Below are 20877 nucleotides of genomic sequence, written 5' to 3'. Positions count from 1 at the left end.
CCAACCTCCTGCTCATAAGCATTTTTATTGACATCCTGCAACGGTGAATACTCCGAACCCATTTACGCCTGTGCATTTTCAAGTGGCTTCAACGGAAAGATGGAAAGCATAAGCTTGGTGCACTTTACCCACGCCTGTTCCATAGATGCCTTAGACTGTTTAACCTACAGCTGATAATCGAATGGACCCATTCAAGCAATTATGCTTCCTTTCTGTACGGTGTTATCCACTTCGACTACTGTTTTCAAAACGCGGTCGTCGGCTTCAAATCCTTAGAAGTTTAATGAGCGGCCTGAAGCGTCCCAGACAGATTGTATTCCTTTGTTTGCAGCTACATTTGCACATTTTCAAATTTTTACTGATTGCCTGGAAGAAAGAATGATGCTATCTTCCGACTCGTGCCGAACAACCGGACAAAATGAAGTTGCTGGTTTTCCTTTTGTAGTTCGAACCATCTCCTTTTCCTTTTAGATGATATATCAGATAGCAAAATAAAAAACCGTACATAAGGGCAAACGCCTCATGTACGATTGGGCAACATAGGCGGTACTATTGATGCGGCCCATGTTTGCTACCAGCGACCTGGGTCTTGGTCTGTTCAAGAGTTGGATCTCTTATACGTTGATTATAACCAATGCAAAAGATTTTCAACTCAATACACCGAAATGTTTTTAGAAGATATACCTGTTTTTTTAAAGATACAAAAAATCATCGATTGGGACATCTCTGTAAAAAGAGAATATCCTGTTTATGTGGCTGGCAGATCGTCAACAACTTGGTATTTTTAACTTACCTTGATTTTATTAAGCATTTTGTTTCCTGCGTTCTGCTAGGTCTTTCGCAATTTGCACCTGTTTTTCCTCTGTTAGATCAAACCAGGCCACAGATGCTGCAAATAGTAGAACAAAAGCCGGAATAACCCCCACTAACATTTTTAGACCCAATATTGTCTCGCTGCTTTGTTCTACTCCTGGTACATACCCAACCAAAGCCAGTGCTCCTGCAGTCAATGAGCCTGCAATAGCCGTAGCTATAGTAGTCATAACGCCTTGGATGGAACCCATGAATCCATTTACATTCATACCAGTCTTCCATTCGGTATAATCCATTGCAGCCGGCATCATTGTACTCTGGGGTGGGGTAGAGATTCCCATAAAGAAACCGTCAATTGCCCTCAAAACAAGGAAAATGGTCACACCAGTGGAACTAGCAGGAACGAACATAATGGCAGCCGAGGTCACCACACTCATAATTACACTAGTAAGGATATTGGCTCTTATGCCAATCCGTTTCGTTATTGGAGCAGCTAACATGCTACCTATAATTGCTGGGACTAAACTGATGAACCCCATAGCCACTAATAGATTCTCATTATGGAAGTAATATTTTAAATAATCGATCATGATAGCATCTCTAATGCCTTTTGATAAAGTTATCGCCAAAACGTATACGTATATAATAACCGCCGCTTTATTTGTAAATGTAGCTAAGAACATCTCCTTCAGTGAATGTTTCTTTTCTTCCTTTTTAGGTTCTGCAATATATCTTTCTTTTAAGGACTTTACTTGAAAAACGGATGCCAATATACCAATAACAGCGATTGCTCCCATTAGCATTGAAAACCCTTTCGCGTCATTGCCGCCCCCTAAAGCTTTATACAGAGGCTGAGCGCCTAGCGATACAACAATTGCGCCTATCATGATGAAGAAAAATCCAATCTGTCCCATTGATATCCGGTCATCAACCCTTTTTGTAATGGCAGGACCGACTGCATTACCTGGTGCCTGTTGAGCTGCAGAAAATATACTGTATAGCAGATAGGTTACAGACACATATATTATCTTACCAGTAGGACTTAGGTTAAAATCAGTAAAGATTAACCACCCAAAAATAGCAGTAGGCACCCCTAGTAACATAAGCCATGGAACATATTTGCCCCAGGGGGTAATCACCTTGTCTATAAAAACCCCAAACAATGGTACTAAAACAGCGCTAATAATACGAGCAACCAGAAATAACCCTGCTACAAAGGCTGGACTGATCTCCATCACGTCCGTATAGAAAAAAAGCAAGAACATCGCAATCATTTGAGAATGGAGTGTTCCAATCCCCCCTCCGAGACTGGCAGCTACTTTCTCCCGGAAAGTAAGTTTTCTATCCTCTTCCTGAAGGATGCTATCGAATTGATTTTTAACTTCTGTTGCCTGCATATATTATTCACCCACTACAGTTATTTTATTTTTCAAGCCTTTACTTTCACAGTTCAGTTACGTTGAAAGCCTCATCTAGCTGGTGGACGACCTAATCGTAACCCAAGACGGATCCTTCAACTCCTCTTTGCACGTTGAACCCAATGCATTACAGCTTGTGGTATGGAGTCCGTCAATACGACCACACTGATCAGCAATCCATTTGATGAGAAGGTGACAGGAGCCAATCAAAACCGAACCTTCCGGCACTGTCATCTCTATAGCCAACAAACAGGCACCCCAGTGGCGGTTTATGGGAGCTACATTCTTGTCTTATGATGAGCCCCATTTAAAGAGCGGAGCCAACATGAGTGGATCACGCGGTTCCAGAGTTCATCGTCCAGGTTCCAACAAACGGTAGTCATCCATAATGCCTTCATTGTTCACAAGGATGTCTACACCGCCGAACGCAACACCGGTCTTGTCCACCATCGATTAACTAGACGAGGAAACACCTGCTCCGCGAAGAGCAGGTGCCTCTTAATTTCCTTCGATACTAATGTCCACTTCACCCACCTTCGAAGACGAACTCCTTACCAGTCGACTTGTCCGATGCGAGGTACAGATAGCCGTACTTTTCATTTCGTCGGGTCTGCCCTTCACGCGATACATTAAATTCTTTCCCTCGCTAAAAAGCAACGGGCAGGGAGGTTAACCCTTGTGAGCTAAGCATGAAGTTCCAGGTGACGTTCTCCCGAGGGACGCTGAGTCGTAGGTTAGGCATGCGTCTCAGCAGGGTGGTAAACGCAATGTCTCCTTCCACGCGGGCCAGCGGCGCCCCTAAACACATATGGATGCCATGTCCAAAGGCGAGATGACGATTGATCTTGCGCGTAATATCCAGCTCCTCTGACTCTGTAAACTGGCGCTCATCTCGATTCGCTGATTTCAATACGGGAATGACCACATCCCCCTTCTTGATCTGCTGTCCGGCGAGCTCGATATCCTCAGTGGCAAAACGCGGCCCGGCTATTGTGGAAGGCCCATTGAAGCGTAGCAGTTCTTCGACAGCCGAAGGAACCAGACTAAGGTCGAATTTGAGCTTCTCCAGTTGGTCGGGATGATCCAGCAACATCAAAGTGCCAGTGGAGATCAAGTTTGAGGTTGTCTCATGTCCGGCAAAGATCAATAACTTGATCATCGAGAGCAGTTCTGCTTCAATGAGCCGATCCCCCTCTTCTTCTATAGCAATCAGTTGGCTGATCAAGTCATCAGCAGGATGCTGCCGCTTGTTGTCCACAAGTTGCGCGATGTATTCACCGAAAGCTCGCAGATGCTCCGCGACCTCAGGCTTTTGCCTTCCCAGCCCGAGGCCGTGCGCGATCGCTGAAGACCAGTCATGAATCTGTGCCCGGTCTGCTCGAGGTACCCCGATCATGTTGCAAATGACGTTGATTGGCAAGGGATAAGCATAGTCCTTGACCAGGTCCATCTCACCTTTTTTCTGTACCTGGTCGAGTAACTCATCAGCAATCTCTTGTACGCGAGGGCGTAAGCTTTCCATATATCTGGGAGTGAAAGCTTTGGACACCAACGTACGCAACCGTCGATGATCGGGCTCATCGACAGAATTGATCGACTCGGTAAGAAAGTCAGGGGTAGCGGACGGGGCAGTATTGTCAGTTAGAGTTTGCTCGATGTCACTGTTGTCATTAATAGATCTTCGGTCTGCAGTAAAACGGGTATGATCTTTAAGCACCTGCATTGCCTCTTCCATACGAGTAACCATCCATGTTTGACGATCTGTTCCTCCTATCGGAAATGGTATAGGAACAACCGCTCCCATTGCTCGTATCTTTGCGAATAACGGAAATGGGTTCTCACCGCTTTCACCACTGAGCACGCTCAATACTTCTTTCTCTGGTACCGTTTGATTTGAATTATTCATGATGTTTACCTTCCCTTTCTAAAGGTGCTTTTATGAAAGTTATCTTTTACGTAAGTTATCTGCTTCATCCAATATTCTGATTACCTACAATGTTGTTTTCTAAAGTTTGCTCCAATTCTAAATCAGAAACACAATCCACCCTACTTCCTGAAGGAAACGGGAATACGACAGGAATCGAATATTGTCATAATTGAATTAACTAAAACATAATCAACTATTACACTCCAAAAAGGATTTAAAGTTATAAGAATATCTTTTGAGTACACCAATGATGTTGGCCATTACCTAGTAGGTAAAAGTCCTGTCAGCGCCTGAACAATATCGACGTGCTTGCCTCCATTTCATCTACTAGCATTAAGCCTCCAATCATAACTTTGATGCGGTTCCTAACCGACCATAACCCCAGTCGATATAAATATTTAGCCATTAAACTCCTCACTCCCATCAGAACTTATCTTTGTTTCTGAACCTATTTTAAGATTTATACCGAGAAGCATCATCGTCCAAAAGGGCAAGGTGTACATGTACTTTTGGGTAATTATATATATTTCATTTATTATTTAGATTTAAAACTCTTTTTTTTAAAAAAAAGTTAATATTACCTAAAATATAATCATATAACTTCTTACCCTTTAACTCCACTTAAATTAGATAAGCATCAAACAAGATTGTCCTTAGGTTGGGAACAAGAACTTATATCGTTACAACAAAAAAGTCGCCGATAATGGCGACTTCTTATGTGTATATGCTCTCATATGTTTTTATTGATGTGCATCTTCTTTTTTACTTGATAAATTAAAAAATTTTATCTTTCTATGAATCCAGTTACAATCGAACTTGCAGGTACCAAGAACTCCACAACTTGCCCTTCCATCCGTAATGCTACTGGTACCTCTTCATTCGAACGATTAAGCAAAACAACCACAATGGACCCATTAGGATTTTTCATGGATACTAGATGTAACTTGTCGGTGTATTTTGTGGAAGCAATCCGTTTGGCTCCTGGCTCTATATAACGGCTAAAATGACCAATATACGTAAAAGAAAGCTTTTCTTGCACGATATCCTGTTCTGTGTCACACATAATCGGGGCATCACAGAAATTGTTTACATGGTTAGGACCGCCTTCTTTATTGAGGATGAGATTCCAGTCCATGAAGGCTGTCATTCCGGCATTCAAATTCCCAATGATGTCATAGGCGTACATTTGGGCGTTCTCTAATTGTCCAGCCAAACTAAACCTGCTATATTCCACACAACCCTCTGTAAATATCAACTTCTTGTCAGGGAATTTTTCATGGACAAGCTGTATAGCGTCAAAATGCTCACCTGTATACCAGTGGAAAGCTACTCCATTGACCATTTGATCTGTCTCTTTATCGATGATTGTACACGCCCGTTCAAACATTCTTTCTTTATTGTGATCCCAAATATGAACTTCGATATCTTGTAAACCATTTTTCACTAACGAAGGATATAAGAAATCACGTAAAAACTCTTTCTCTTCTTCAGCCGTATACAAACAGGAATCCCATGTTTGTACCGCATTGGGTTCATTTTGAATGGTCAGCCTATCTACTTCAAAGCCCTTTTTACGGTATTCTTTAATGTAATGGCTAATATAATCAGCCCAGAATGCTCTATATTCGGGCTTCAAGGACCCTCCATAGGTTCGTTGACCATTTGTTTTCATAAAGTCAGGCGGTGACCAAGGGGACAACATCACGCTTAATGATTTACCGGCTGTTAGCTGCGCCTCTTTTAAAAGAGGAATAATATACTGTTCATCTCGCTCCAGAGAGAAAGATTGGAACTCTCTATCCTCCGGATCATTCAATGCGGCATATTGTCCTAAGGAAAAATCGCAGCTATCCATATGAGTTCGAAGCACATTATAGCGGTTCCCATTAGGTCCAAAATAAGCATTCAGTATGTGCTTTTGACTTTCCTCACTCATTAAGGAAAAAGTGTGGCCTGCTGCCTCGGTAATTGCTGCACCAAAGCCATCAAACGTTTGATATACCATTTCAGGATAGATATTCACAACCTTCATTTCCACACCTTGGTCAGGCGAAAAATCTATCTTTTCCTGATGCGTATTCTTGCGGTCATCCTCATAGGTGGTCGTAATCAGTTTTATATTCATAGCTGTTCGCTCCTCCACTTATAAAAGTTGAATTCGCTCTCCTCGCCTATAGCTTCAAATAACAATTTGCAACTACAGCTGTACAGAGACGTTCTGCTCTTTCCCTATATTCGGAGGCAACCTCTCCCTGTTTACAAAAGCTGCTATCTCCGCTGCTTTCCGAAAGACTCCTTCTTTTAAAACTATGATGGTAACATTTGCTCACATTAACTATCGTCACTGTGGATGCTTCTGTAAATACCGCATCGAAGCTCTCAATTTGCTGGTAAACAACATCTTCATACACATTGATCAATTGTTTCTCCCTGGATGAAATTGGCACTTTCTTTGGTTGGATTAACACACATACTTTATCCCTTCAGGCGTCTCGACTTTGAGATCGATGCTCCCGTCTTCAGCCTTCTCCCATTTTACTTTGACCAGACCCTTCGGTGTGACAACCTCACCTTTCGCCCAGGTTAGATATCCGGGAGTAGGTCTTACCTGGATGCTTGCGTAACCTGGTTCCGCCGGTTGTACTCCCAGAACAATTGCCGGAAGTTCATAGAGAATTAAAGCGCCCCAGGCATGACAGTCACTTCGCTCGGATACACTATCCTCTACACAAGTTGTGAGGTTGTTCGCCAGCATCTGTCTCCAAAGTGTCCACAGTTCATCCGTTTGGTGATAAAGACCGACCTTCTCCACCGCTCGGAACAGGTAATAGGCCATCGCAACAGAGCATGGGGCCAAGGCTGCATCCGTCAAGGCCAATTCCATCAATTTGGCTGCTTCCGAACCGCTAACGACATCGGTCAAAATCCCAAACACCTGAGCATGCTGACTGTATTCATCTATGCCGGGGCCATCCTGAATCAGACCGTCTCTCCCGACGCAGTGTGCAAGTACTGCTCGTTTGATTCCTTCCGCCTTCAGCAGGAGATTTGCCGCCAAATCGGGTCGATCCACGTAACCAGCCAATTCTGCCGCAGCCAGAAGTCCCATCCGATATAGAAGAGAATCAAAAGTTACAGGACCTTGATAGATGGCATTCGGTACGCCGGTATTCCATTCTGCTACCCAATCGACGAAGGACCAATAAGGGTTTCCCATCCCTCCTTCGGATGTCCTTGCCGTCAATCCTGTCTCATCCAAGCGCTGGTCGAAAAACTGAAGAACTCTTTCGATGGAGGGCATATACTTCTCAACCAACTTCTTATCGCCAAAGTACATCATATGGTCATGGATCATGAGAATATAATAGACGGCGAAGCCGGGAATGACATTAGGCCCGGTAGATGGATAACAGCTATTGATCAGACCATCGTAACGCTGGGAACGAAAGAAATCATCCATGCACTTTCTTGCCAAGCGGTCATCTGCAGCGATGTTATACGTAAACAGGATCTGGGACCGAGAATCCATCGCATATTGAAGCTGTTCGTAATACGGGCAATCCTCATAGGTTTCGTGCATGCAAAGACGCAAGGTTCGCTCGCTGATCTCCCAAATCGCTTTTAAGGATTCATCTGAGGTTACCACCTTAGTCTGTACCTCAAGCGGATAACCCGTCTCCCGAAACCCCAGCCCTGTAAAGATCAAGGGCTCCTCTTCAGTTTCCACAGTAATCTGAATAAAACGGAACGTTCGGAACCAGAAGGGCTCATATTTCTCTGGACGCTCAATCGTACCGAAACCGCCAACCCGGTACAAGTCAGGAGTTCCTTCTAAATAACCATGGGTGTAGTCGGTTCGGTCTCCCTTCGCAGGAGTAGGAATATGCCCGTTCTGGTCTTTGCGGGGATAGACGTACGCTTCAGCGCTAAGAATAGAGACTTTTGCGTTTTCACCTCCGGCAAACGCCGTTTCCAGAAAGCCCGTTGTCTCAAGTCCAGCACTGATCTCAACAACAGACTTCGTATAAGGTGGGATTGTAACGTCACTTTGGCCTTCGATCAACTTCTCCCACTCATCGGTACTTGTATGCGGCGTTCTGGCACATATCACACTTTTGAACCTGCTTGGCTTCTCATAAAGGAACGGAATCGGCCTGCGTGTCATTCCGCCGGGACTGATTGCTTTTCTGACTTGGTTGTTCAAATATACCCTAGTTCCCGCCCAATCATGGTCATCAAAGCCGGGTTGCTTCCAGCCCCATGTGCGGATGTTCCCTTCTGCAGTCTCAACAATATACAGCGGGTCGAAATAAGGATTGGCCTGCCCCAGTTGAACGCGGTCCTCATAGAAGCTTTTCCACGTTTCATCGGCTTCAATGGAAAACTCGTTTCCTCCCTCCAGCAAGATGGTTCCATCCAGATACAAGCCCGGCATATCCGTTCTCCAGACGGAATGGTTTCCACGTTCATGCTGCTGTGGATAGCGGAGGACAACCGCTGCGAATACATTTACACCCGTCCGCAGCGCTGTTCCAATCTCCAACTCGTCGTAAAACCAGGCTTGATCGTCTCCTTTGCAAGGTCCTTGGACAATGGAAATACCATTTACATAAAGTCGATACCTTGAGTCTGCACTAATTCTTAGAACCGCGGATTGCACCTTCTGTTCCAGATGTATCTCTTTGCGGAAGTATACAAATGAAGCGCTGTCCCGATCATAGGGCCCCGCGGTCCAAATCCATTTGCTGTTTCTGTTAACAATCGACAAATTCATGCACTCCTTTTCAAGACCTTGCCCTTTCTAGCCTTTGACAGAGCCAACGGTAATTCCCTTTACAAAATATCGTTGGAAGAAAGGATAAAGCACCAAAATAGGCAGCATTCCCACAACAGCGATTGCCATTCGAACGCTGGTGCTTGGCAGTTCTGTGGTAACCTTCTGGCTTACGTTGCTGGTGCTGAGAAACTGGATGTTGGTCAAGATCGAATTCAATACATTCTGCAGACTGAACAAATTCTGATCGGTCAAGTAGTACAAGCCGTTCGTCCAATCGTTCCAGTAGCCGATCCCGATCATGAGGCCCACAGTTGCCATAATCGGTAAGGAAAGCGGAAGAATAATCTTAAAAAATACTTTGTATTCCCCAGCTCCATCCATCTCTGCGGCTTCAATCAATTCCGGAGGAATGTTGTTGGAGTAATAGTTCTTCATGAGCAGCACGTTAAAGGCGTTTAATAATAGATTGGGGATGATCAAGGCAAAAATGGTATTTTTAATATGAAAGAAACTGGTCCACATCAAGTAGGAAGGTACCAGCCCTCCGTTGAAAAGCATGGTGAAAAACACAATGAAAGTGAATGCGTTTCTTTTTGAGAAATCTTTTCTTGAAAGCGGGTAGGCAAGCATAGATGTCATGAGCAACCCCACGCTTGTGCCGACAACCGTTACTAGAAGTGTAATCCCGTAAGCCCTTAATAACATGGAGCTTTGTTGAAACAAGTACTTGTAAGCATCCAGGCTGAATTTCTCAGGGAAAAATGAGTAGCCGCTAAGAGTCAAGGTCGCTTCGTCTGCAAAGGAGGAAACCACCAGCAGCAGGAACGGCAAAATACTTGCCAATGCCAATAGGGTTAATATGATGTTATTACTGATTTGAAATAGTGTACGCTTATTGATTAAATTGTTCATCTCTTCACCTCTTAGAATAGCGCATTGTCTTTGTCTAACTTCCTGACGATATAATTAGCCAGGAGAATAACTACGAACCCAACCACAGATTGGTATGCGCCTGCCGCCGAGGCCATCCCAATGTCGTTCATCTGCAGCAGCCCACGGTAGACGTAAGTGTCAATAACATTAGTCGTATCGTAGAGAGCTCCGGAATTCATCGGAATTTGATAGAACAGGCCGAAATCCGCATAGAAAATCCTCCCGACTGACATCAATACCAAAGTAATGATGGTAGGTTTAAGCATAGGCAAGGTAATGGAGAGGGTTTGTCTCCATTTTCCTGCCCCATCAATTTCTGCGGATTCATAGAGAGACTTATCGATACCAAGAATCGAAGCAAGGTAAATAATACAAGAATATCCTAATCCCTTCCAAAGGTAAATGAATGTCAGGATATACGGCCAATAGGAAGGCTCCATATACCAAGAGATAGGATCTATGCCGAATAGAGGCAAGATTGTGTTGTTGATTAAACCGGTGTCCATACTTAAAAAGGCGTAAGCGATATAGGCGACAATAATGATGGACATCAGTTGCGGTAGAAGCAAGACCGTTTGATAAAACCGGGACAGAAATTTACTGGTAAGCTCGCTTAACAAAATGCCGACTACTACACCCAGTACAGTTCCCAATATAATAAACACTACATTGTACAAAATTGTATTCCGCGTGATCACCCATGCATCGGATGTGCTAAAGAGATACTTGAAATTTTCAAACCCTACCCAATCGCTTTGAAAAATACCTTTGGAGAAATCAGTGCTCTTAAAAGCAATAAAAAGTCCAGCCATCGGGATATAGTTATTGATCAGCAGATACAACAGTCCGGGCAGCATCATCACATACATCGGAATCATGCTTTTTCTTTTCTTGATCTTTGTGTTCAAAGGGATCCTCCTTACTACCTTTTGTATGCTGGATGAAATAGAGTACAAATAGGTAACAACAAAGTCCGCATATTTGTACCCTATGGTAAGATGATTTTACTTCTGGTTTGCAGCATACCAGGCGTCAAGTTGTTTCTGTTTCTCCGCAATGATTTTATTCAGTCCTGCGGCTTTTAGCTTCGCATTAAAAACCGGCAAGTACTTGTCAGGATCCATGCTTCCCGTATCGAGTCCCGGCCTGTATTGATCGATTACATTGTTTACATTCGCGATTTCCGTCTTCACCTTCGAACTGTCGTAGGAGAAACCAAGAGCGATTGAGATGGGTGCCGTTTTATTATTTTTCTTGAGAGTGTCATAGCTACTCGGATCGTTGCCTTCCCATACATGAGCGATCAGCTGATTACCCATTAACCAATCCTGCCCAAGGCCATAGCCGGTATTGCTCGCATCCACACCGCTCGGATAACCAATTGTTCCGTCCTGCTTCTTCTCGTAATGCTTACCCTCGATGCCCCAGTCAATCAAGTTGATAACGTCCGCATTCGTATAAGTCAAATTAAGGAACTTCACAGCTGCTTCAGGATTCTTAGAAGTAACCGGTATAACCCAGGTCAGACTTTGAATGGTTCCCGAAGTAATCAAGGCATCCTGCAGTTTCTTCGTGACAAACGGATGTCCGGTGTTTCTCTCCAATTGGGTATCCAGCCCTACTTCGCCGCCGATGAATTCTGAGAATCCTTTACCTGCTTTGAGCAGATTGGTAGCGGTTTCGGTTGTTGTTGCCGCATCCCTCAGAACGTATCCCTTTTGATACCAGTCTCTCACCGTTTTCAAGAGCGATGTATATTCCTCTGTTTCATATAAATTGACGACCTTGGTGTTGTCGTTGCCAAGAAGCACACCCAAACCATCGCCCAGATTATCGTATGTCGATTGAAACAGTATCGATGAAGGCACCGTAGTCACATTTCCTGTCCCACTAGGAACTAGCATGGCCATTTGCGGTTCCTTCTTGGATACCACATCGTAAATCTTGGTGATATCCTCAATCGTGTTCACGCTGTCAATATTTAAGCCGTACTTGTCCAGAATGTCTTTTCTCATAGCAATATTCGGGACGGCCGCTTTGCCGTTTCCGACGGTCACGCCATAAACTTTTCCATCAACTGTTGTTCCTTTTAAGAAGTTCTCCCCGATAGCTGATTTGATTCCTTGACCATGCTTCTCAATCAAATCCGTTATGTCCAGCAGAGTCTTCTGAGCAATCATACTGTTGAAACTGCCTAAGTTTGGCATAACATCAAGCTTTTCTCCGCCGGAGATCATCAGGTTGATTTGTTGGCCCCAGTTCCCGCCGCTAATTGGCAGCAGCTTTACTTTTACGTTAATTTCTTTGACTGATATCTTATTAACTTCGTCTTCTATAACCTGCATATCCTTCGGTATATTTCCATATACCGGAAAGGCATATACGATCTCGTCGGGCTTGGCGGAATTCCCTGTCCCCTGTGACCCGCTCTCCCCGCTCTTACTGTCAGAACTTCCGCCACCACACGCGGAAAGGAGCAAAGCAAACATGGTCAATACGATTATAAATTTCTTATTCTTTTTCACTTTGATTCCCCCTTTGTTAATATTTCAGTCCAAGCAACCAGTGAAGATATTTTCAAACTGGCTCTGTGACCGATTAGTTTCATTATATAAGCGCTTTCATTTTTTCTCTTTAATTCATCAGACCTCTGTTTGGTAATTTCAGACCTCTGTTTAGAGTCTGAACGTCTTATAAAGTTGAAAAAATCCCACGGCTGATGGGATTGGTTATTATCCGACTTGAATTATTTCTATTCCGACTTTGCGCTCTTTCTTCTATATTCGGAAGGGGTTCAGCGACAACCTTTTTGAACAATTTAGAGAAAAACGTGAGATTATGATTCGTATTAGTACCAGATCTACCCAGGCAGCAATGGGACCTTCTCCACTAGAAGAGATATCGAAAATATCGACTCCCGCTTTTTGATATTCCTCGGCGATAACCATGCTATCTTAATTTCGTATCCTCCTTAGCAGATATACGCATGATTAACGGACAGTGACATTGATGGATCAAGTAGCTGTGGTTCTTGTGTAGATCTTAGTCAATGTAATTCTTTTATATTTTGATTTCGATTCTTAATTACATAACCATTTCCAGACATCTTCTGTTTGCAAAGTACAATAAATATTTTACAAAAAAAGAAAGAATCTCCTAATTTGATATGATCCCCTCATAGTAGACAGAAAAGAGCAAGCCGACTAATCTGTCTATTATGGAGGGATTTTTCTATGGGAGAAATAAGAAAAAACTTACGATGTGAGCTTCAAGAAAATGAAATGCTAAAAAAGCTTTTGCAGATGTGAAAGGAGGAATGGACGCTGTACCAAAGAGTAAAAAGTTTGCAGTGATCCAAGAATTGCTTAGTAAGGGACATAGCATCGTACTACTATGTAAACTGGCCCGAGTGTCCAAAAGTGGCTTTTATAAATGGATAAAACGGAAGGTATTCGTTTCACCGAAACAGCGGGAAGATGGAACCATGAAGCTAAAAATCATGGCATGTTACGAGAGCTGAAAGGAATATACGGCTACCGCAGGGTAAAAGTTTGGTTGAATCGAATCTACGGCATACATATAAATCATAAGCGTGTACGGAGAACTATGGGTGAACTGAAAATCAAGGCGAGCATTCGTAGGAAGAGACCTTACTACGGCAAGAAAGAAGCCTACGTCATTTCTGGCATCATCTGAACCGGGCATTTAAGGCTGACCAGCCGAATCAGAAGTGGGTAACGGACATCACTTACCTAATGTTCAACAGGCCAGCATGTCTCGAAAAGGGAACTGCTGGGACAATGCATGTATAGAGAACTTCTTCGGTCATTTTAAAACCGAGTGTTTCTATCTCCACTCCTTCCATTCATCTCAACAGGTGGAGCATGCCGTTCAAAAGTATATCCATTTCTACAACCATGAACGCTTTCAAGAGAAACTAAACAACCTGACCCTTATGAATACAGGACTCAGGCTGCTTAATATTGCTTTTGGATAGCTGTCTATTTGACAGGGGTCACTCCAAATGAGGAATTGTTTTCTTTTGTTTGGGATATTTTATTGATAGTTGGCCATCTAAACATCGAATAATTCTTTTGCTATTCCCATCACACCATCGGTTATGACTTGATCCAACTTCCACAATGATATATAAAAAAACGCTTGGAATTCAACAATTGATGTAGCTACATACAAATTATTGCATTGTCTGGCTATTGTATCAGTTTAACTAAATCCCCTTGAAATTTTCAAACCCTACCCAATCACTTTGAAAAATACCTTTGGAGAAATCAGTGCTCTAAAAGCTATAAAAAGGGCAGTCATCGGGATATAGTTATTAATCAGCAGATACAACAGTCCGGGCAACAGCATTACATACATCGGAATCATGCTTTTTCTTTTCTTGATCAAAGAGATACCTTTTGCATGCCTGGATGAAATAGGGTACAAATAGGTAACAACAAAGTCCTCATATTTGTACCCTATGGTAAGATGGTTTTACTTCTGGTTTGCGGTAAACCAAGCATCAAGCTGTTTCTGTTTCTCCGCGATGATTCTATCCAGCCCTGCAGCTTTCAGCTTCGCATTAAATTCCGGCAAGTACTTGTCAGGGTCCATGCTCCCCGTATCGAGTCCCGGCCGGTATTGACCGATTACATTGTTTACATTCGCAATTTCCGTCTTCACCTTCGAACTGTCGTAAGAGAAACCGAGAGCGATTGAGATCGGCTCATTTTTATTATTTTCTCCGACAATCTTGTGGTTATTTGGGTCATTACCTTCCCATTCATTAGCGATCAGTTGACTACCCATCAACCAATCCTGCCCAAGTCCATAACCGGTATTGCTCGCATCCACGCCGCTTGGGTAGCCGATTGTCCCGTCCTGCTTCTTCTCATAATGCTTGCCCTCAATGCCCCAGTCCAGTAGGTTAATAACGTCCGCATTCGTATAGGTCAAGTTCAAGAACTTCATCGCCGCTTCTGGATTCTTGGAAGTAACAGGTATAACCCAGGTCAGATTTTGAATGATGCCTGAAGTAATCAAGGCATCCTGCAGCTTCTTCGTGACAAACGGATGGCCTGTGTTTCTTGTCAATTGAGAATCCAGGCCTACTTCGCCGTTGACTATCTCCGAGAATCCTTTGCCTGCTTTGAGCAGATTAACAGCGGTCTCGGTTGTAGTTGCTGCATCCTTCAGGACATATCCCTTTTGATACCAGTCTCTCATCGTTTTCAGAAGCGACGTATATTCCTCTGTCTCATACAAATTGACGACCTTGTGGTTCTCATTGCCAAGTAACACACCTAAACCGTCGCCGAGATTATCGTATTTCGATTGGAGCAATAGCGATGTAGGCACCGTCGTAACATTGCCTGTTCCACTAGGAACAAGCATGGCCATCTGCGGTTCATTTTTGGATACAACCTCGTAGATCTTGGTGACATCCTCAAGGGTGTTCACGCTGTCAATACTTAAGCCGTACTTGTCCAAAATGTCTTTTCTCATAGCGATATTCGGGACGGCCGCTTTGCCGTTTCCGACGGTCACGCCATAAACTTTTCCATCAACTGTTGTCCCTTTTAAGAAGTTCTCCCCGATAGCGGATTTGATTCCCTGACCGTGCTTTTCAATCAAATCCGTTATATCTAGCAGTGTCTTCTGAGCAACCATACTGTTGAAAGTGTCCATCGCTGGCATGACGTCAAGCTTTTCTCCGCCGGAGATCATCAGGTTGATTTGTTGACCCCAGTTCCCGCCGCTTATCGGTAGCAGCTTTACTTTTACGTTAATTTCCTTGACCGATATCTTATTAACCTTGTCTTCTATAAGCTGCATGTCCTTTGGTATATTTCCATATACAGGAAATGAATACACAATCTCATCGGAATTAGATGAATTTCCCTGTGACCCACTCTCTCCGCTATTGTTGCCTGAGCTTCCACCGTTTTCCCCACTACAAGCGGAAAGGAGTACAGCTATAATAGCTAACAGAATTAAAATTTTATTTTTCTTCTTCATCTTTTGATTCCCCCTCTGTTTAGAAATTTCAGTCCAAGCAACCCACAAAGACATTTTCAAACCGGCTCTGTAACCGTTAGTTCCATTATATAAGCGCTTTCATTTTGATTCTTTAATTCATCAGACCTCTGTTTGGTAATTTCAGACTACTGTCTAGAGCCTGAACGTCATATAAAGTCAAAAAAATCCCATTCCAGATGGGATTGCTTATTATCCGACTTGAATTATTTCTATTCCGACTTTGCGCTCTTTCTTCTATATTCGGAAGGGGTGCAGCCGACAACCTTTTTGAACAATTTAGAGAAATACGTGAGATTATCATACCCTACTTCACTAGCCACTATGCTGATCGGCACACTTGAATGATTCAACAATTCAAGCGATTTTTTTATTCTTGCTTCGGTCACATATTCGATAATTGAAAATCCAGTAGATCTCTTAAATATTCGAGTCAAGTAATCGGGATTAAGGAAAACATGATTGGCAATCTCTTCTCTTGTAATTTCGTTTTTCAGGTTGGTATGAATATATTCCTTTACTTTTCCAATCACTGACTGCGATTTCGCAATTTTTTCTGTGTAATCGACGGCTCTGTCAATGAAATAATGAATCCATGTTCTCATATAATCAATGGTGCTTATTGAGTTGCGATAGAGTTCTTGTGACTGCGGATCTTTAAACAGCTGATGCGCTTGTACTTCTTTTTGCTGCAGAAAAGAATACAACATTTGCAGGACATCCTGTTGAACAATGCGCAGCACTTCCAGGTTAAGCTTTTCCTCCATGGCCAAAGCATGAAGATAGTTCATGATTTCAAACTTCAATTTATCTTTTTGCCCCTGATGCAAAATAACCGTCCACTCTTTAATAAGTGGCTGCAAAGCAGCGATCGGGGAATCAAGATCAAGATCCCGCTCATTGTAATCAAATATTTTACTTGTTAAGGTAACATTGTTTTTGTCGATTTCCAGCAGCCTTTTAAATGTTACGGGGAGTTGTTCGCCGTACACAAATTCACCTATATAACAACTTACACTGCATCCCAAATAGGTATTGCCAGCGACGATGAGCTCCTTGCACACCTCTTTTATCTTCCCCTCATGATGTTTTCTCTCTTTAGTCTCCTCTAGGATGGCTATCAATTGACCGTTTAGAATAATGAGGGAGTTCGAGTTCACATTTTTGAATAAAATTTCACCCACAATATTCTTCAACGCGTAATCGAGCAATTGCCGGTTCCATGTATCCAGTTTAGTAACAAGTCTTTTTTTACAGATTAATAAGAGTCTATACCGTTCATCCATCTTATAATCGACATTTCTTTTTTTTGCATTATGCACGATTTCCGCAGGATTAGTTGAGAGTTGTCCTTGCACTAAATCGGTCCAGAATCCTTCAGCAATCACAGATTGATTATTAATCCAATATTCTCCGTATTCACTATATTCTTTCAAACGTTTCACTGATGCAATTTTGGACACAACTTTGTAGATTACCTGCTCAAGTTCCTCAAACGGGATTGGTTTGACCAGATAATCAAAACTTCCAAGTTCAATTGCTTTTTTGGCAAATTCAAATTCCGCATGACAAGTCAATAAAATACTCTTCGTCTCTGGAGAATGTACTTTAATCCATGCAAGCAGCTCTAATCCGCTGCCTTGCGGCATTTCAATGTCGCAAATTGCGATGTCCATTGTCGTTGCAGAGAGACACTCCTTAGCCTGAGAGATGTTATGAGCCGTATAAACTTCATCAATCTTAAGCTTGTACCAGTCAATGCTGTGTTTGATCGCTCTGACGGTCTGAATTTCATCATCAACGATTAGGATATTCATTCTGAATCGGCCCCATTTCTATCGGTAATATAACCTGTATTTGAGCGCCGGCATTATTGCTTGCGGTTACGCTGGCTTTATCTCCATACATCAACTTAAGCCTTTGTTTAACATTCCAAATTCCGATGCTTGCACCGTCGTCTTTATTCCAGACGTTCTCTGAGTTGATACGCTCCAGCGCCTCGGTCGAAAATCCTTTCCCGCTATCCTGGATCGTGATACTTGCATACTTGCCGTTCTCTTGTTCGATCCAAGCCGCTTCAATGAACACCGTTATGGGTTCATTCATCGTAAGAGCATGCTTCATGATATTTTCAATAAATGTGTGCAAAATCAGCGGTGGCATCTGCAAGTTCATCAACTGCTGATCTGCATCGATATGGCAAATTAGATTTTCACCTGAACGGATCTTCTGAATTTGAAGATATGTCTGGACATGCTTTAGTTCATCTTCGAACGGAACAAGCGTAAAATTGCCCCGAACCATATACCGCAAATAATCTGACAGACTCCGGACCATTTCCTGGATTAATTGATAGTCCTTCATCTGAGCCATGCTGTATATAGTGTTGAATGCATTCAAGTAAAAGTGGGGGTTGATTTGCATCTGTAGGTACTGGAGCTCCGCTTTCTGTTTATGAATTTGTTCTTCATAGACTTCAATTTTAAGTTGCTGAATCTGTGATGTAAAACGATTAAAGGTATCAATTAGAAGCATAAATTCATAGGGATGATCTTCATTTATGATATTATGGCTCAAGTCTCCGCCTTCAAGCTTCTTAATGGCCTGCTTTATCTTGGTGATCGGCTTAAATATCCATTTTTTTAGTATAATGAAGTTTAAGGGAATGCAGAGAATGGACAGCAGCGCTATACTGCTAATCACAATCTGAATCTGATTGAGTCCTTCAAGAATATTATTTTCATTATCTACAACCGTTAATCGTAAATCCCCTCTTTTGGAATCCTGACCAATAACCATATAATTTTTACTAATTCCAGTAAGATAATATGTGTTTAAGTCGCCGGACAGATCAATGTTATATTTTTGAATAAAATTGGTATTATTCATAGCATCCCCTTGTGGAGTGGCCAAAATAAAGGAATTCTTTTGATGAAGATCTAGATCATGAATATACTGAATGAATGTATCCACGTTGATCCATGCACCCACATAGATAGACCCCACATTGAAAATTCTCAGCATGTAATTCGAAGATCCGATCGTCACTGGAAACCACTTCAGAGTTCCAATGTTTCTGCTATCGCTTGCAAGTTTTGATATATACTCTGAAACCGTGATTCTTTCCTGATAGGTCGTACGCGAACTATATGAATACAGATAATCCTTCGTGGTGCTCGAGTAAATAAAGAGACTGTCCACCAGATTGAAAGTGCTCATGGATTGGACAATGTTTTCCTTTAGATTAGCTTTGGCAACCTCTCTCGCTCCCGGGTCATCATATTCCAAATTGGGAATACTCAAATCGTAAGTTAAGATACTTAAAAGATAGTTATCCACATTTTTTAACTCCGAGTCAATTTCATTCATATATAGGGCAATGGTATCTTTTTTGGATTCAGAGATCTTCTTATGCAATACGTTTATGGAGTAAAGGTTGTCAAAGATTAAAAAGAAAATGAGTGGTATGATTATAAGCTGTGATCCAAGTGTAAGTTTAAAAGTAAGTGTTTTGTATAAGCTCTTATCAGGAAGAAGTCGCATAATTTCATCTGCTTTCCTTGAGATTGGATCTCTTTAATATTTCTTTGTATCATATTATACAAAGCATTCAATCCTCCGTCTTAGTTATTCAATCTGACAAAATTATATCGATAGCGTATCGAGTAGCAGGAGCAATTAGCTGCCGAACTCTCACACACTCATATTACCGTATATGCGAGTTTTAATAAAGCGCTTTCACTAATGGAAAAAGGTTCGTTAATGCAGTTTTGTACCCTTCTTCACTGTTTCCATAAGTACATACAAAGTATTCGTATCCATTGGTCGGATTATTCACAACGATTCTTTGCCAAGGCCAACCGGAAGTAGCCCCTCCAGCACATTAGATAATGGTTAAAGCAGGTATGCTCTTTTATCGAAATTGGCCAGTATATTTTGTTCACTCCAGGATCATTTTTGAAACGTTAGATCGACATCGGAGTCAGCCGTATATGCATGCCTGTCGGTTCGGCCAAGAGCTTAGGACTGGAAATTGCGGCTCCATAGCCATCTACCACAATTTTTCCCGATTCTCTATCAGTATAACTTTTTACACATGGTGGCTTTGTTAGTCTAGAAGCTTTTGATCGCATCGGTCAATCTAATGGTGCCAATGAAAATCAGGCCTCAAAATCCTACCCTGTTTTGCCGAATTTATTTATGGTAATAACACGAACTGATGTAAATAAAATAGATCGTTAAACCGTTGTCTCAGTAGAATCCTATAAAATAAACAGCGGGATTTTGGTTTGGACAAAGCCTAAAATCCCGCTGTTTATTAAAAGTTTCCTGTTAATTCAACAACTTTTCCGTTAATTCTATTTATTTTTTAAAAAAAGTAAGAGTTTATCGAATGTTTTAATTTCTAACTTTATACTTTCACTGGTGAATTCACTCATAAACGTTTTATATTTTTGACTATCTGAATCACACTCAGCCGTTAATTCTTTTTCTTCAATCTCCACGAGTTTTTTATTAAACCACTCTATAACCTCTTCAACATAAAAAACAAGCTTTTCAGTGTCAACATGCTCTAAAAATGGCAAGGTGACAAATAACGATTTAATTGATTTAGCTTTTCTAAAACTTTTATAAATCTCTTCTTTAAGAGCATTTTGGCCTTTTGAGGTAATACTGTAAGTTATTTTATCAGGACGATTATCTGAGTGAATAATCTGTGACTTTTTAATCAATCCTTTTTTCAGGAGCACTTCGAAATTATAGTAAAGATTACCATCAGAAACACTGACCATGTTTCTAGTGTCCCGTACAATTTTTTTCTTTACGTCATAGGGATGATAATCACGATTGCTCAGTAGCCCAAGGATGAAAATTTGAAGAGACAACGTTAACCTACCTTCTTTCATGTGGCAAGAGAACCACGGATAAATCCAAGCCTCTCTTGTTATTTTACATCGTACCAATTGTTC

14 protein-coding genes are annotated in these 20877 nt (G+C 42.0%); 2 read left to right on the top strand and 12 right to left on the bottom strand.

Features of this window, described 5'->3' with window-relative positions:
- Window positions 1-803 precede the first annotated feature (803 nt).
- The 7 genes from NSS66_RS26650 to NSS66_RS26620 form a co-directional block, all read right to left on the bottom strand.
- A complete protein-coding gene (locus tag NSS66_RS26650) occupies window positions 804-2210 on the bottom strand; it encodes an MFS transporter (RefSeq protein ID WP_076265061.1) in 1407 nt (468 codons plus the stop codon).
- A 667-nt stretch (window positions 2211-2877) separates the two neighbouring features.
- Window positions 2878-4137 (bottom strand): cytochrome P450 family protein, encoded by a 1260-nt coding sequence (locus NSS66_RS26645; protein ID WP_076265060.1) that lies wholly within the window; start codon window positions 4135-4137, stop codon window positions 2878-2880.
- Window positions 4138-4942: 805 nt separating this feature from the next.
- Window positions 4943-6283: a glycoside hydrolase family 30 protein gene (locus NSS66_RS26640; RefSeq protein WP_076265059.1), complete on the bottom strand. Its 1341-nt coding sequence runs from the start codon at window positions 6281-6283 to the stop codon at window positions 4943-4945.
- A gap of 336 nt (window positions 6284-6619) precedes the next feature.
- Window positions 6620-8926 carry an alpha-L-rhamnosidase-related protein gene (locus NSS66_RS26635; protein WP_179085470.1) on the bottom strand — a complete coding sequence of 769 codons (2307 nt, stop codon included), beginning with the start codon at window positions 8924-8926 and terminating at the stop codon, window positions 6620-6622.
- A gap of 33 nt (window positions 8927-8959) precedes the next feature.
- Window positions 8960-9847 carry a carbohydrate ABC transporter permease gene (locus NSS66_RS26630; RefSeq protein ID WP_076265057.1) on the bottom strand — a complete coding sequence of 296 codons (888 nt, stop codon included), beginning with the start codon at window positions 9845-9847 and terminating at the stop codon, window positions 8960-8962.
- Window positions 9848-9858: 11 nt separating this feature from the next.
- Window positions 9859-10746, bottom strand: coding sequence for an ABC transporter permease (locus NSS66_RS26625; RefSeq protein WP_076265089.1), 888 nt, complete (start codon window positions 10744-10746; stop codon window positions 9859-9861).
- A gap of 126 nt (window positions 10747-10872) precedes the next feature.
- Entirely contained in the window at window positions 10873-12393 is a 1521-nt protein-coding gene (locus NSS66_RS26620) for an ABC transporter substrate-binding protein (RefSeq protein ID WP_076265056.1), read from the bottom strand.
- Between the two features lie 907 nt (window positions 12394-13300).
- Here NSS66_RS26620 and NSS66_RS26615 point away from each other — a divergent pair.
- On the top strand, window positions 13301-13564 hold the full coding sequence (locus tag NSS66_RS26615) for an IS3 family transposase (protein WP_143757163.1): 264 nt from the start codon (window positions 13301-13303) through the stop codon (window positions 13562-13564).
- A gap of 76 nt (window positions 13565-13640) precedes the next feature.
- Window positions 13641-13865 (top strand): IS3 family transposase, encoded by a 225-nt coding sequence (locus tag NSS66_RS26910; protein ID WP_143757863.1) that lies wholly within the window; start codon window positions 13641-13643, stop codon window positions 13863-13865.
- Window positions 13866-14122: 257 nt separating this feature from the next.
- Here NSS66_RS26910 and NSS66_RS26610 read toward each other — a convergent pair whose 3' ends face one another.
- The 5 genes from NSS66_RS26610 to NSS66_RS26590 all read right to left on the bottom strand — a co-directional run bounded on the left by NSS66_RS26610 (window position 14123) and on the right by NSS66_RS26590 (window position 20793).
- Window positions 14123-14278: a hypothetical protein gene (locus NSS66_RS26610; RefSeq protein ID WP_179085469.1), complete on the bottom strand. Its 156-nt coding sequence runs from the start codon at window positions 14276-14278 to the stop codon at window positions 14123-14125.
- A gap of 87 nt (window positions 14279-14365) precedes the next feature.
- Entirely contained in the window at window positions 14366-15889 is a 1524-nt protein-coding gene (locus NSS66_RS26605; RefSeq protein ID WP_076265055.1) for an ABC transporter substrate-binding protein, read from the bottom strand.
- A 230-nt stretch (window positions 15890-16119) separates the two neighbouring features.
- The gene (locus NSS66_RS26600; protein WP_076265054.1) at window positions 16120-17724 is read right to left on the bottom strand and encodes a response regulator transcription factor; all 1605 of its coding nucleotides are present in this window, start codon (window positions 17722-17724) and stop codon (window positions 16120-16122) included.
- A complete protein-coding gene (locus NSS66_RS26595; protein ID WP_179086198.1) occupies window positions 17705-19246 on the bottom strand; it encodes a sensor histidine kinase in 1542 nt (513 codons plus the stop codon). Before NSS66_RS26595 ends, NSS66_RS26600 begins: the two co-directional genes overlap by 20 nt.
- 1019 nt (window positions 19247-20265) lie before the next feature.
- Entirely contained in the window at window positions 20266-20793 is a 528-nt protein-coding gene (locus NSS66_RS26590; RefSeq protein WP_076265052.1) for a PadR family transcriptional regulator, read from the bottom strand.
- Window positions 20794-20877: the final 84 nt, after the last annotated feature.

Origin of the sequence: Paenibacillus sp. FSL R10-2748, assembly GCF_038005565.1 — a bacterium.
GTDB lineage: Bacteria > Bacillota > Bacilli > Paenibacillales > Paenibacillaceae > Paenibacillus > Paenibacillus polymyxa_B.
This window is presented reverse-complemented; position numbering and strand designations above follow the sequence as displayed.

What these genes read in the sequence shown, in the direction of transcription:
- NSS66_RS26650 (WP_076265061.1), bottom strand. Translation starts at nt 2,210, where the DNA reads ATGCAGGCAACAGAAGTTAAAAATCAATTCGATAGCATCCTTCAGGAA.
- NSS66_RS26645 (WP_076265060.1), bottom strand. Translation starts at nt 4,137, where the DNA reads ATGAATAATTCAAATCAAACGGTACCAGAGAAAGAAGTATTGAGCGTG.
- NSS66_RS26640 (WP_076265059.1), bottom strand. Translation starts at nt 6,283, where the DNA reads ATGAATATAAAACTGATTACGACCACCTATGAGGATGACCGCAAGAAT.
- NSS66_RS26630 (WP_076265057.1), bottom strand. Translation starts at nt 9,847, where the DNA reads ATGAACAATTTAATCAATAAGCGTACACTATTTCAAATCAGTAATAAC.
- NSS66_RS26625 (WP_076265089.1), bottom strand. Translation starts at nt 10,746, where the DNA reads ATGATTCCGATGTATGTGATGATGCTGCCCGGACTGTTGTATCTGCTG.
- NSS66_RS26615 (WP_143757163.1), top strand. Translation starts at nt 13,301, where the DNA reads ATGGATAAAACGGAAGGTATTCGTTTCACCGAAACAGCGGGAAGATGG.
- NSS66_RS26910 (WP_143757863.1), top strand. Translation starts at nt 13,641, where the DNA reads ATGTCTCGAAAAGGGAACTGCTGGGACAATGCATGTATAGAGAACTTC.
- NSS66_RS26605 (WP_076265055.1), bottom strand. Translation starts at nt 15,889, where the DNA reads ATGAAGAAGAAAAATAAAATTTTAATTCTGTTAGCTATTATAGCTGTA.
- NSS66_RS26600 (WP_076265054.1), bottom strand. Translation starts at nt 17,724, where the DNA reads ATGAATATCCTAATCGTTGATGATGAAATTCAGACCGTCAGAGCGATC.